We start from the raw sequence: 12607 nt of genomic DNA, 5'->3' as shown, positions 1-12607 counted from the left end.
GGTCAAAATCCTAGTGCTTGAAATGACGTACTCCGGTAAAGACCATTGCGATCCCATATTCGTCTGCTTTTTTAATGGAATCTTCGTCACGGATGGATCCACCAGGTTGAATGATGGCTGTTATTCCGGCTTTGGCAGCTGCTTCGACAGTATCATCCATTGGGAAGAAGGCGTCAGAAGCCATTGCTGCTCCTTTTGCTTTTTCTCCAGCTTGTTCTAAAGCAATATTTGCCGAGCCAACTCGATTCATTTGACCTGCTCCAACACCAAGTGTCATTTCTTGATTGGTTACAACAATCGCATTTGATTTCACATGCTTTACAACTTTCCAGCCCAACTCAAGTGCCTTCCATTCCTCCGCAGTTGGCTCTCGTTTTGTCGGCACAGAAACATTTGCATCTTCCAATGTATAAGTATCTTGATCTTGAACAAGTAAACCACCTTCGACAGAAGTAATGACTCTTTCCTTCTTGTTCTCAAGATTAAATGGCACGGTTAATAATCGAAGGTTTTTCTTCGCCGTCAAAATATTCAGCGCCTCTTCTGTAAATTCAGGAGCGATGATAATTTCTAAAAAGATTTCATGTAATTTCTGTGCTGTTTCACTGTCAACCGTACGATTAAAAGCAATAATCCCCCCAAAAATAGAGATTGGATCAGCTGCAAATGCCTTTGCAAACGCATCAAAAGTACTGTTTCCAACACCAACACCACATGGGTTCATATGCTTAACCGCAACAGCAACAGGTTCGGAAAAATCTTTCACAATTTGTAGTGCGGCATCTGCATCGTGAATATTATTATAAGATAGTTCTTTCCCGTGTAATTGAGTTGCATGGGCAATCGAGAATGGAGATCCAATTGGATTACTATAGAAGCTTGCCTTCTGATGTGGATTTTCCCCATAACGTAATGATTGTTTTAATTCATATGAAAAAGTTACTCGTTCCGGATTTTCTTCACCGACTAGCTTAGTCATATAATCAGCAATATAAGAATCATAGGAAGCCGTATGACGGAAAACTTTAGCAGCTAATCTCTTATTTGTTGCCTTAGAAACTTCCCCGTTACTTTTCAATTCAGCTAATACCGCATCATAATCCTGTGCATCTACAACAACTGTTACATAATCATGATTTTTGGCAGCTGATCGTAACATCGTAGGACCGCCGATATCGATATTTTCAATAGCGTCTTCTTCTGTTACATTTGGTTTTGAAATTGTTTGTTGAAATGGATAAAGATTCACACAAACAAGATCGATTGGTGTAATCCCTTGTTCTTCAAGCTGTTTCATATGTTCTGGTACACGTTTAGCTAATAATCCACCATGAACAAAAGGATGAAGAGTTTTCACTCGACCTTCTAAAATTTCTGGAAAGCCTGTAACATCCTCTACACCTATGACAGATAAACCCGCTTCCTCTAATGCCTTTTTCGTACCGCCAGTCGAAATAATTTCAACACCTAATTCAAGTAATCCTTTTGCAAACTCAATGATTCCTGTTTTATCAGAAACACTAATTAATGCCCTCTTCATGATGCAACCTCCTCAGTTTATTACAGAAAGCTTTTGAAATAATGCTTGTATTGTTTCTGGATATAAGCGATGTTCAATTTCATGTACTTTTTCTGCTAATGTTATTTCAGTATCTGATTCGTCAATGTTCAATGCCTCTTGAGCAATGATTGGTCCAGTATCCATCCCTTCATCAACAAAATGAATCGTAACCCCTGTTACTTTGACACCTGCTCTAAATGCCTGCCCAATGGCATCTTTTCCAGGAAAAGAAGGAAGAAGTGATGGGTGAATATTTATAATTCGATTAGAAAACTCGTTTAGTAGAGTCGGACCAATGAGTCTCATATAACCTGCTAAAATGATATAATCTACATTCCGTTTGTTCAATTCGAGTACAATTTCACTTTCAAATTCCGCTTTTGATTCGTAACTCTTTGGATTAAAACAAAAAATAGGTGTTTGCTCACGGTTCGCCCTTTCAAGAACATACGCATCTTGTCGATCACAAACGAGCAACTCTACCGATGCATCTAAGTTCCCTATTTTAATCGAATCCATAATCGCTTGAAAATTACTTCCGCTTCCTGAAGCAAAGATGGCTATTTTTTTCATTGTATTATCTCCCTGATACAAACTGAACACCCGGTTGCTTCGTGATTTGACCAATTGTATAGGCTTCTTCACCTTGATTTTTGAAAAACTCGATTGCTGTATCTGCCATGTCTTTGTCAACAGCTACAACAAAACCAATTCCCATATTAAAGGTGTTAAACATTTCTTGTTGTTCGATTTCACCATATTTTTCTAACGCTTTAAATATTGGCAAAATTGGCCATGAGCCTAGCTCAATTTCTACACCTAAACCTTCTGGAAGCATGCGAGGAATATTTTCAATAAAACCGCCGCCCGTAATATGAGCCATCCCTTTAATTTCAAATTCCTTCAGTGCATTCAATACCGGTTTCACATATATTTTTGTCGGCGTTAATAATACTTCTCCGAGTGATCCGTCTAATTCTGGAAGTCTTGCTTCCGTAGAAAATTGGTGATCTTCAAAAAAGATTTTTCTTACTAACGAATAACCGTTGCTATGAATACCACTTGAAGATAAACCAATTAGGACATTGCCATCTTCAAGAAATTCACCCGTATTTAGTTCACTTTTTTCACATGCTCCAACAGCAAAGCCTGCTAAGTCATATTCGTCCACTTCATATAGCCCAGGCATTTCCGCCGTTTCACCACCGATTAAGGCACAGCCTGCTTGCTCACATCCATCTGCAATACCTTTAACAATTGCTTCAATTTTTTCAGGAATCGATTTTCCACAAGCAATATAATCAAGGAAATACAACGGTTCTGCTCCCTGTACGACAATATCATTTACACACATCGCCACACAGTCAATGCCGATCGTATCATGCTGATCCATTAAAAAAGCTAATTTTAGCTTTGTTCCGACACCATCTGTTCCTGAAACGAGAACAGGTTCCTTTAAGTTCAGTGCAGATAGGTCAAAAATCCCCCCGAAACTGCCTAATTGACCTAGCACGCCTAATCGATTGGTACGTGCGACATGTTTCTTGATTCTTTCGACTGCTTCATATCCTGCTTCAATATCTACTCCTGCATCCCGATAAGTATTTGCCATCCTTTTAGAGCCTCCTAGCGCACAAGTTCTTTTTCATGAGGTAATACAGTGTCTGGATAGATTTCCGTCGGATAATTTCCAGTAAAGCACGCTAAGCATTGGCCACACTGATTTCCGTCTTGAGGTCTGCCGATTGACTTTAACATTCCTTCCACACTTAAAAAAGTTAAGGAATCCGCTCCAATGATTTCACGAATTTCTTCAACACTATACTTTGATGCAATTAGCTCTTCATGTGTAGATGTATCAATGCCATAAAAGCACGGATTTTTCATTGGTGGTGAACTGATACAAACATGAACCTCTTTAGCACCAGCTTCTCTTAGCATCGTGACAATTCGTTTACTTGTTGTACCTCTTACAATTGAATCGTCGACCATCACAACACGTTTTCCTTCAACAACCCCGCGTACAGGTGCTAGCTTCATCTTCACACCTTGTTCTCGTAAAGATTGTGATGGCTGGATAAATGTTCGGCCAACATAACGGTTTTTAATTAATCCCAGCTCATATGGAATTCCAGCGGCTTCTGCATAACCAATCGCTGCAGAAATACTTGAATCAGGAACTCCTGTTACAACATCCGCTTCTATTTGCGCTTCGAACGCCAATTGTTTTCCCATATTTTTTCGTGCTGTATGGACATTAATTCCATGAATATTGCTATCTGGTCGTGAAAAATAAACATATTCCATTGTGCAGATGGCATTGGATGTAGAATACGTAAACGGTTCAGAATGAAGGCCATTATTATCAATCACAATTAGCTCTCCGGGCATTACATCACGAACAAATTCTGCACCAATAATATCAAATGCACATGTTTCAGATGCAACACAATAAGCATCTCCTAATCGTCCAATGGATAGAGGACGTAAACCATTTGGATCTAAAGCTACCATTAACTCGGTTTCAGTCATCAATAAAAATGCATACGCACCTTTAAGCATGGTGAGAGCATTTTTCAATTGATCTTTCAACGTAAGAAAACCACTTCGTTTAATTAAATGAGCTAACACTTCTGTATCAGAGCTCGTTTGAAAAATACTTCCTTGTGCCTCTAGTTGATGCTTTAATGCATTCGCATTAACTATGTTTCCATTGTGGGCAAGAGCTAAGCTGCCATTTTGCGAATGAAAGAGAAGCGGCTGAACATTTTCAATTCCGCCTCCACCTGCAGTCGCATAGCGCACGTGCCCAATCGCGGACTCGCCACAGAGTTTTTCAATCTTTCCTTCATTAAAAACCTCAGTAACAAGTCCTTCGCCTTTATGAATCTGCAAATGACCACCATCTGAAACTACAATACCTGCTCCTTCTTGACCGCGATGCTGAAGGCTGTGCAAGCCATAGTAAGTGATTTTTGCCGCATCGGGATGTCCCCAAATTCCAAAAACGCCGCATTCCTCATTTAAACCTTTTATTTCAGCAAGCATGGGATGGCTCCTTTCCAAGCCTGTTCACATTCATTGATATCGGCTTCAATAAGCAATTCATCATTCTCACCGTGAATGCACAGTTTTTCGACTTCTGTTACTTGGCCAATTAAGATTGCATTTTCAACTAGAGCTTCAAATTGCTCTTTATTGTCTTGATTTACTGAAACAATAAAACGAGATTGTGTTTCACTAAATAATGCAACAGTTGGATTACCTGCTAATGTAATGTCTGCACCCAAGCCGTTGGTGCCAAATAAACTTTCCGCTACAGCAACAGCTGTGCCGCCTTCTGCAACATCATGTGCCGAGGAAACAATTCCTGCTTTAATTGCAGCTAATAATTCTTTTTGTCTGCTAGCTTCTACAGCTAAATCAATGTTTGGACACTTTCCAAAAATGCTATTGTTCTGCATTTTTTGAAGCTCACTGCCCCCAAATTCTGCATTTGTTTCACCTATGATGTATATTAGGTCACCAGCATGTTTAAACTCTTGAGTAGTAATATGGTCAAGATCTTCAACAAGTCCAACCATTCCAACTACTGGAGTAGGATAAACTGCTTCCCCATTTGTCTCATTATAAAGAGAAACATTTCCGCCAATAACAGGACTATTTAAAGCGATACATGCATCACTCATTCCATCAGCTGCTTTTTCAATTTGCCAGAAGATTTCCGGTTTCTCTGGATTTCCAAAGTTTAAGCAATCTGTAATGGCAAGTGGTTCCCCACCAGAACACACGATATTTCTTGCCGCTTCTGCCACAGCAATTTTTCCGCCTGTTTCAGGGTCTAAATATAAATAGCGAGAATTACAATCTGTTGTCATCGCTAATGCTTTACGAGTTCCACGAATTCTGACTACCGCTGCATCAGATCCAGGTGTCACTACTGTGTTCGTACGAACTTGGTGATCATATTGACGATAAACCCATTCTTTGCTTGCAATCGTAGGCTGTTGCAAAAGATTCATGAATGTTTCCTGATAATCTACAACATTCGGAATCTCCTCATCCATTTCTTGAAACTTACGGAAGTATTCAGGCTCTGCAGAAGGCTTATGGTAAACCGGAGCATCTTCTGCAAGAGCATCTGCCGGTACATCTGCCACAATCTCACCATGATGAATAAGTCGAAGCTTTTTGTCATCAGTCACTCGACCGACAGATACAGCTTCCAATCCATATTTAGAAAATAAATCTACTATTTCTTGTTCTCTTCCTTGTTTAACAACGATAAGCATTCTTTCCTGAGATTCAGAAAGCATCATTTCATATGCTGTCATTCCTGTTTCCCGTTGTGGTATATGGTCAAGATTCATCTCTATTCCTGATCCAGCTTTACTTGCCATTTCAGCAGATGAGCTGGTAAGGCCAGCTGCTCCCATGTCCTGGATACCGACAAGAGCATCGGACTGAACAAGTTCAAGACAAGCCTCTAATAAAAGCTTCTCCATAAACGGATCTCCCACTTGAACCGCAGGACGTTTCTCTTCAGACTTTTCGCTTAATTCTTCTGAAGCGAATGTCGCACCGTGGATCCCATCTCTACCGGTTTTAGCTCCCACATACATAACCGTATTTCCAATACCTTTTGCTTGCCCTTTTTGTATATCCTTATGATCAATTAACCCTACACACATTGCGTTTACAAGCGGATTCCCGTCATACGATGGATCAAATTGAACCTCTCCACCAACAGTAGGAATTCCAATACAGTTACCATAGCCTGCGATTCCCGCGACTACTTCTTTAAATAAATATTTCACTCTCGGAGACTCTAATTCTCCAAAGCGTAGTGAGTTAAGCAATGCAACCGGTCTTGCACCCATTGAAAAGACATCACGAATGATTCCGCCAACACCTGTTGCAGCGCCTTGATAAGGCTCAATAGCTGATGGATGATTATGGCTTTCAATTTTAAAGACAACTGCCTGTTCGTCACCAATATCAACGATTCCCGCACCCTCACCAGGACCTTGAAGTACTTTTTCACCAGTTGTAGGGAATTTTTTCAAAACAGGCTTTGAGTTTTTATAACTGCAGTGCTCAGACCACATGACAGAGAAAAGGCCTGTTTCTGTATAATTTGGCAGTCTACCTAAAATATTTTCGACCATTGCAAACTCTTCATCTGTTAAACCCATTTCACGATAAATCTTTTCTTCTTTTATTTGAGATGGATGTGGTTCAAGCATTAACGACATGTGCTTCCCTCCAGTTTTTCACTATCGATTGAAATAATTTTAGTCCGTCTGCACTTCCTAGTAGCTCATCAACCGCTCGTTCAGGATGTGGCATCATGCCAAGTACATTCCCTTTTTCATTAGTAATACCTGCGATATCGGCAACACTGCCATTGGGGTTCTCATTATACGTAAAAACAATTTGGTTATTATCTTTAAGGCATTGAAGTGTTTCAGCGTCACAGTAATAATTACCTTCACCATGTGCAATTGGAATATTGATCGTTTCACTTTGTCCATAAGCTGATGTGAACAAGGTTTGATTGTTTTCCACTGTTAATTGAACCGTTTGGCACCTAAATTGCAAACTTTCGTTTCTTCTCATTGCACCAGGTAATAATCCAGATTCCAATAGGATTTGAAATCCATTACAAACACCTAAGACCGGTTTACCCGCTTCAGCTGCTTTCACCACTTGCTGCATTACATTCGAAAAACGAGCAATGGCACCTGATCTTAAATAATCACCATATGAAAAACCGCCCGGTAATAAAATCCCATCAAACTCATCAAGATTTTCTGAATCATGCCATACATATTCCACTTCTTCCCCAAGCTCATCCTTGATTGCGTGGAACATATCAACATCACAGTTGGAACCTGGAAATACGATTACGGCGAACTTCACTGTGCAACACTCTCCTCAATCTCATATCGATAATCTTCAATGACAGGGTTAGCAAGAAGACGCTCGCAAAGTTCTTTAATCACTTCCTCAATATCACGCTCTGTTTTTTCAATTGTAAGCTCCATGTATTTCCCGATACGTACATCAGCTACTTCCTGATAATTCATCGTATGAAGTGAATTTTTAACAGCAGTTCCTTGTGGATCTAATACACTCTCTCTTAAGGTTACATAAACTTTTACTTTATACATGTGAAGTTTCCCCTCTCAAGCGATTTAATATTTCTTGATAAACAGTCGTTAAATCTCCTAAATCTCTGCGAAAAACATCTTTATCGAGCTTTTGATTCGTATCTGCATCCCACAAGCGGCATGTATCAGGTGAGATTTCATCCGCTAATAAAATTTCTCCTTGAGAATCCTTGCCAAATTCTAGTTTAAAATCAACTAAACGAATACCTAGCTCTAAAAACATATTCGATAAAACTTCATTTATTTTTAATGCATGTTTTCTTAATAGCACCAATTCTTCCATACTAGCAATCTCTAAAACTTTTATATGATCCTCTGTAATTAATGGATCTCCGAGGTCATCATTTTTATAGTAAAATTCAACAATCGGATGTTTTAATGGAGTCCCTTCATCAATTCCAAGCCGCTTTGATAAACTTCCAGCAACCACATTTCTTGTCACGACCTCTAGAGGGATAATGGATACCTGCTTTACTAGCTGTTCATGTTTGGAGATTTTTTCAATGAAATGGCTTTCAATCCCTTGTTCATTTAACTTTTCAAATATTAAACTTGTAATTTCATTGTTTAATTGCCCTTTACCAGCAATTTCTGACTTTTTTTCCCCATTAAAGGCTGTTGCAGAGTCTTTATACTCTACCCATAAAACACCTTCTTGTTCTGTTCCATAAATTCGCTTTGCTTTTCCTTCATACAATAACCCTTGCTTCTCCATCACATATGCCCCCTAAGATATTGGGCGGGGCTGCTTAATTAAGTGTCTGACACTTTGCTATTTAGACAGCCCCGTCATTAAATTAATCGTTTAATCCAAGTCTTTCAAATATGATGTCTACATTTTTTAGATGGTAATTATAGTCAAAGCAATCAGCAATTTCTTCTTTTGTTAACTTGCTTTGAATCGTTGGATCAGCTTCAACTAATTCACGGAATGGCACTTGTGTTTCCCAAGCCTCCATCGCTTTCGGCTGAACTGTATCATATGCCTCTTCACGAACCATGCCTTTATCGATTAAAGCAAGTAATACACGTTGGGAATAAATAAGTCCAAGTGTCCTATCCATATTTCGTTTCATATTCTCAGGGAATACCGTTAAGTTTTTCACGATATTAGCAAATCGATTTAGCATATAATTCAAGGCAATTGTTGCGTCTGGTAAAATAATCCGTTCTGCAGATGAATGAGAAATATCTCTTTCATGCCATAATGCCACATTTTCATAAGCAGTCATCATATAACCTCGAATCACTCTAGCCATCCCAGTCATGTTTTCAGAACCGATTGGATTTCGTTTATGAGGCATTGCTGACGAGCCTTTTTGACCTTTTGCAAAAAATTCTTCTACTTCACGTGTTTCACTCTTTTGTAAACCACGAATTTCAACTGCAAACTTCTCAATTGAAGTAGCTATTAATGACAGAGCTGCCATATAGTGAGCATGTCGATCACGTTGTAATGTTTGAGTAGAAATAGGGGCTGGTTGTAAGCCTAGTTTTTCACATACAAACTTTTCTACAAATGGATCAATATTTGCGTAAGTACCAACAGCTCCTGAAATTTTCCCAAACTCAACACCTGCTGCAGCTTGCTTAAATCTTTCCAGGTTCCGTTTCATTTCTTCATACCATAATCCAAGCTTTAAACCGAATGTCGTTGGTTCTGCATGGACACCATGGGTTCTCCCCATCATGACGGTATATTTATGTTCCTTCGCTTTTTCGGCAATAATTCCGATGAAATTCTCAATATCCTTCAAAATAATTTCATTGGCTTGTTTTAACAAATACGATAAAGCTGTATCCACCACGTCTGTAGACGTTAATCCGTAATGAACCCATTTTCTTTCTTCACCGAGTGATTCAGAAACCGCTCTTGTAAAAGCAACGACATCATGACGTGTTTCCTCTTCAATTTCTTTAATACGATCCACATCAAATGTTGCATGTTCCCGAATTTTTGCTACATCCTCTTTTGGAATATCTCCAAGCTCAGCCCATGCTTCACAAGCTAAAATCTCCACTTCAAGCCAAGCCTTAAATCGATTTTCCTCTGTCCAAATGGTACCCATTTCTGGTCGTGTATAACGCTCTATCATAAAAATTTTCCTCCGATTCTAATTCCAAATCCTTGTTTCATTTAGTTTTAAAAGTGTTGCTTCAATATCATCTGTTAAAACCGTAATATGTCCCATTTTCCTTTGGTATTTCGCTTGTTCTTTTCCATATAAATGAATCGACCAATCAGAATGCAAAGGGATTTGTTCAATTAACTTTTCCACATGCTGACCTAAAATATTTACCATGATGACCGGTTTTAATAATTCCGGTTTTTTCAAAGGCCAATTGCAAACCGATCGAATATGTTGGGCAAATTGTGAAAAATCACATGCCTCAATTGAGTAATGACCGGAATTATGCGGTCTTGGTGCGAGCTCATTCACAAATAACTCGCCATCTCTTGTTAAAAACATCTCAACCGCTAAAGTACCAACTAGTTGAACGTGTTCCGCTACCTGTTTCGCTAGTTCATATGCGGCATTTTCGACACTTTCTTTAATTCGAGCTGGAACAATGGTTTGATGCAAAATATTATTGACATGAATATTTTCTCCTACTGGAAAACATTCCATGTCACCTTTTATATTTCTCGCAACTATCACCGATATTTCCTTTTCGAAAGCAATCCAGGATTCAAGTACGCAATCACCATGAGCAAGTAATTTTTCCGCTTCAGAAATTTCTTCACTGGTTTTAATTACTTGCTGCCCTTTACCATCATAACCACCGCGGCTTGTTTTCAAAACACAAGGATATCCAAGACTTTCAACACCATTTTTCAACTCGTCTGTGGAACGAATTACTTCAAACGGAGCCACTTTAACACCTGATTCTACTAAAGTCTTCTTTTCAGTAATTCGATCTTGAGTTATACGGATAATTTCTGCTCCTTGTGGAACGTAGGCATTTTTTGAAAGCTGATGTAATGCCTCATAATCTATATTTTCAAATTCAAACGTGATCACATCACTTTTTTCTGCTAAAAGCTGAAGGGCATGTTGGTCATCATAACCTGCAACAATTTGTTCATCCGCTACTTGCCCGCATGGACAATCTTTTGTCGGATCCAACACGATGATTCGAAACCCTGCTTCCTTCGCAGCAAGCGCCATCATTCTTCCTAATTGGCCGCCACCGATAATTCCAATTGTTTTTCCTGGTTGGATAAATGTATTATTCAAGTTGATCACTGCTTTCAAGTACCATTTCTTTTGTCATTTCACGTTTTTTTTCTAATTTATTGGCAATCTCTTGATCTTGAATTGATAAAATTTGAGCAGCTAACAATCCAGCATTTTGAGCACCTGCTTTTCCTATTGCCACTGTTGCTACTGGTACACCTCCAGGCATTTGGACAATGGACAATAATGAATCAAGTCCATTCAGTGCTTTTGATTGAACCGGAACACCTATTACTGGCAAGGTTGTCTTTGCCGCCACCATTCCTGGTAAATGGGCAGCTCCACCTGCTCCTGCAATGATTACTTCTATTCCGCGATCTCTAGCCGTTTCTGCATATTCAAACATTAATTCTGGGGTCCTATGTGCGGAAACTACTTTTTTCTCAAATGGAATCTTTAATTCTTCTAAAATTTCACAAGCATTTTTCATCGTTTCCCAGTCTGAAACACTTCCCATAATTACTCCGACTTTGGTTTTCATAGTAGCCTCCGTCTAATTTAATTTCAATTAAGGCTCTTTTCTTAAACTTTGTTGCTTTTGAACGAAAATCTTTATAACAAAATATCAAATCATTTAGTTAGAAGCACTTTTCAAAGAAAAGATGCCCCGAAACCAAACTATATTAGGCTTTTATACATTATACGAAATAGCAACATTCTTTACGAAAACAGCCTCAATTAAAGAACAAAAAACCAGATAAACTGCATCCTTTAAGAGAGAAAGCAGCTCATCTGGGAGAAAAAACAACTTAAATAAATGGAAAATAGTTTCCCAAAAACACTTTCTCTCATAGTCCAATCATTTACGGTAATTGGGTAGAAACGTATGGGCCATATCCCCATTATATATGAGAGGAATATTCAACTTTGACAATTCCATCTTAACAAGATGGTTCGTTCATGTCAATTAAAAATCGAACATTAATAAAACAAAAATAGATAATGTTCGTGTTTTAATCAATCCTTTGTCCTTCAAATAGTATCTTTCGACTAACTGGTTGATATTCGGTTTGATTATTCTTTTGTATCTCTTTAAAAATTGGTTTTTCAATTCTGCGAACAGGACGATATCCTTCCTTTTCCATTCGCGCTAAACATTCAGATATCGTTTCATTGTCTAACACTTCAAATTGCTTTTTTTTACTCATGCCTTCAATTTACCTCACTTTACATTTTTCAACAAGAACCTTTTTAGATTTTTGTTCCTTTTTCTTGATATTCCGTGAATCTTTTTTGGTTTTTGCGATCCTTTTTGATTTATGTTCCCATTTTGGATTTTTGCGTGACTGTATTTTAGTTTTATGTTCCCTTTTCTTGATTTTGCGTTCCCTTTCCTTGATTATATTTTACCCTTTTCTGCTTTTTCGTGACCCTTTTTAATTTGTGTCCTCTTATTTAGTTATTCTCATAAGCGTTATTTTCTAATAGAAAAGCACATCCTCAGAAAAAAATGTTCACCAATGAGGACCTCTCTTTGATTTTATTAGTACCTCGAGGGACTAATTGCTTGCGCAAGACAATAAAAAAACACAGAGTGAACACTCTGTGTTTTAGCTTGCCTGGCAACGTCCTACTCTTGCAGGGGGAGAGCCCCCAACTACCATCGGCGCTGAGAAGCTTAACTTCCGTGTTCG

The 12607-nt window shown here is 38.6% G+C and carries 12 protein-coding genes, 1 rRNA gene and 1 riboswitch; all 13 genes read right to left on the bottom strand.

Going from position 1 to position 12607, the window contains the following annotated elements:
- Positions 1-10 precede the first annotated feature (10 nt).
- A complete protein-coding gene (gene purH / locus ACQKP0_RS24895) occupies positions 11-1540 on the bottom strand; it encodes a bifunctional phosphoribosylaminoimidazolecarboxamide formyltransferase/IMP cyclohydrolase (RefSeq protein WP_427408503.1) in 1530 nt (509 codons plus the stop codon).
- Positions 1541-1552: 12 nt separating this feature from the next.
- Complete coding sequence (purN, locus tag ACQKP0_RS24890; protein ID WP_427408502.1) at positions 1553-2134, bottom strand: phosphoribosylglycinamide formyltransferase; 582 nt, start codon at positions 2132-2134, stop codon at positions 1553-1555.
- Between the two features lie 4 nt (positions 2135-2138).
- On the bottom strand, positions 2139-3173 hold the full coding sequence (gene purM / locus ACQKP0_RS24885; protein WP_427408501.1) for a phosphoribosylformylglycinamidine cyclo-ligase: 1035 nt from the start codon (positions 3171-3173) through the stop codon (positions 2139-2141).
- Between the two features lie 14 nt (positions 3174-3187).
- Entirely contained in the window at positions 3188-4609 is a 1422-nt protein-coding gene (gene purF, locus ACQKP0_RS24880; protein WP_427408500.1) for an amidophosphoribosyltransferase, read from the bottom strand.
- Positions 4594-6816 carry a phosphoribosylformylglycinamidine synthase subunit PurL gene (gene purL / locus ACQKP0_RS24875; RefSeq protein ID WP_427408499.1) on the bottom strand — a complete coding sequence of 741 codons (2223 nt, stop codon included), beginning with the start codon at positions 6814-6816 and terminating at the stop codon, positions 4594-4596. Before purL ends, purF begins: the two co-directional genes overlap by 16 nt.
- Positions 6800-7483, bottom strand: a complete 684-nt coding sequence (gene purQ / locus ACQKP0_RS24870) for a phosphoribosylformylglycinamidine synthase subunit PurQ (RefSeq protein ID WP_427408498.1) — start codon at positions 7481-7483, stop codon at positions 6800-6802. The genes purL and purQ overlap by 17 nt, the downstream gene beginning before the upstream one ends.
- The gene (gene purS / locus ACQKP0_RS24865; protein WP_427408497.1) at positions 7480-7734 is read right to left on the bottom strand and encodes a phosphoribosylformylglycinamidine synthase subunit PurS; all 255 of its coding nucleotides are present in this window, start codon (positions 7732-7734) and stop codon (positions 7480-7482) included. The genes purQ and purS overlap by 4 nt, the downstream gene beginning before the upstream one ends.
- A complete protein-coding gene (gene purC, locus ACQKP0_RS24860) occupies positions 7727-8449 on the bottom strand; it encodes a phosphoribosylaminoimidazolesuccinocarboxamide synthase (protein WP_427408496.1) in 723 nt (240 codons plus the stop codon). Before purC ends, purS begins: the two co-directional genes overlap by 8 nt.
- Before the next feature lie 82 nt (positions 8450-8531).
- Positions 8532-9830 (bottom strand): adenylosuccinate lyase, encoded by a 1299-nt coding sequence (purB, locus tag ACQKP0_RS24855; RefSeq protein ID WP_427408495.1) that lies wholly within the window; start codon positions 9828-9830, stop codon positions 8532-8534.
- A gap of 18 nt (positions 9831-9848) precedes the next feature.
- On the bottom strand, positions 9849-10973 hold the full coding sequence (gene purK / locus ACQKP0_RS24850) for a 5-(carboxyamino)imidazole ribonucleotide synthase (RefSeq protein ID WP_427408494.1): 1125 nt from the start codon (positions 10971-10973) through the stop codon (positions 9849-9851).
- On the bottom strand, positions 10966-11454 hold the full coding sequence (purE, locus tag ACQKP0_RS24845; protein WP_427408493.1) for a 5-(carboxyamino)imidazole ribonucleotide mutase: 489 nt from the start codon (positions 11452-11454) through the stop codon (positions 10966-10968). The genes purK and purE overlap by 8 nt, the downstream gene beginning before the upstream one ends.
- A 290-nt stretch (positions 11455-11744) precedes the next feature.
- Positions 11745-11845, bottom strand: a riboswitch (purine riboswitch).
- An 81-nt stretch (positions 11846-11926) separates the two neighbouring features.
- Complete coding sequence (locus tag ACQKP0_RS24840) at positions 11927-12121, bottom strand: NETI motif-containing protein (protein ID WP_427408492.1); 195 nt, start codon at positions 12119-12121, stop codon at positions 11927-11929.
- A 409-nt stretch (positions 12122-12530) separates the two neighbouring features.
- Positions 12531-12607 (bottom strand): 5S ribosomal RNA (gene rrf / locus ACQKP0_RS24835); the annotation flags it as partial.

Origin of the sequence: Heyndrickxia sp. NPDC080065, assembly GCF_050281185.1 — a bacterium.
Taxonomy (GTDB): Bacteria; Bacillota; Bacilli; order Bacillales; family Bacillaceae_C; genus Heyndrickxia.
The sequence above is the reverse complement of the archived record's forward strand: the minus strand, read 5'-3'. Positions and strand labels throughout refer to the sequence as shown.

Coding starts and splice junctions, on each gene's coding strand:
- purN (WP_427408502.1), bottom strand. CDS start 2,134: ATGAAAAAAATAGCCATCTTTGCTTCAGGAAGCGGAAGTAATTTTCAA.
- ACQKP0_RS24840 (WP_427408492.1), bottom strand. CDS start 12,121: ATGAGTAAAAAAAAGCAATTTGAAGTGTTAGACAATGAAACGATATCT.
- purH (WP_427408503.1), bottom strand. CDS start 1,540: ATGAAGAGGGCATTAATTAGTGTTTCTGATAAAACAGGAATCATTGAG.
- purC (WP_427408496.1), bottom strand. CDS start 8,449: ATGGAGAAGCAAGGGTTATTGTATGAAGGAAAAGCAAAGCGAATTTAT.
- purF (WP_427408500.1), bottom strand. CDS start 4,609: ATGCTTGCTGAAATAAAAGGTTTAAATGAGGAATGCGGCGTTTTTGGA.
- purL (WP_427408499.1), bottom strand. CDS start 6,816: ATGTCGTTAATGCTTGAACCACATCCATCTCAAATAAAAGAAGAAAAG.
- purM (WP_427408501.1), bottom strand. CDS start 3,173: ATGGCAAATACTTATCGGGATGCAGGAGTAGATATTGAAGCAGGATAT.
- purB (WP_427408495.1), bottom strand. CDS start 9,830: ATGATAGAGCGTTATACACGACCAGAAATGGGTACCATTTGGACAGAG.
- purS (WP_427408497.1), bottom strand. CDS start 7,734: ATGTATAAAGTAAAAGTTTATGTAACCTTAAGAGAGAGTGTATTAGAT.
- purE (WP_427408493.1), bottom strand. CDS start 11,454: ATGAAAACCAAAGTCGGAGTAATTATGGGAAGTGTTTCAGACTGGGAA.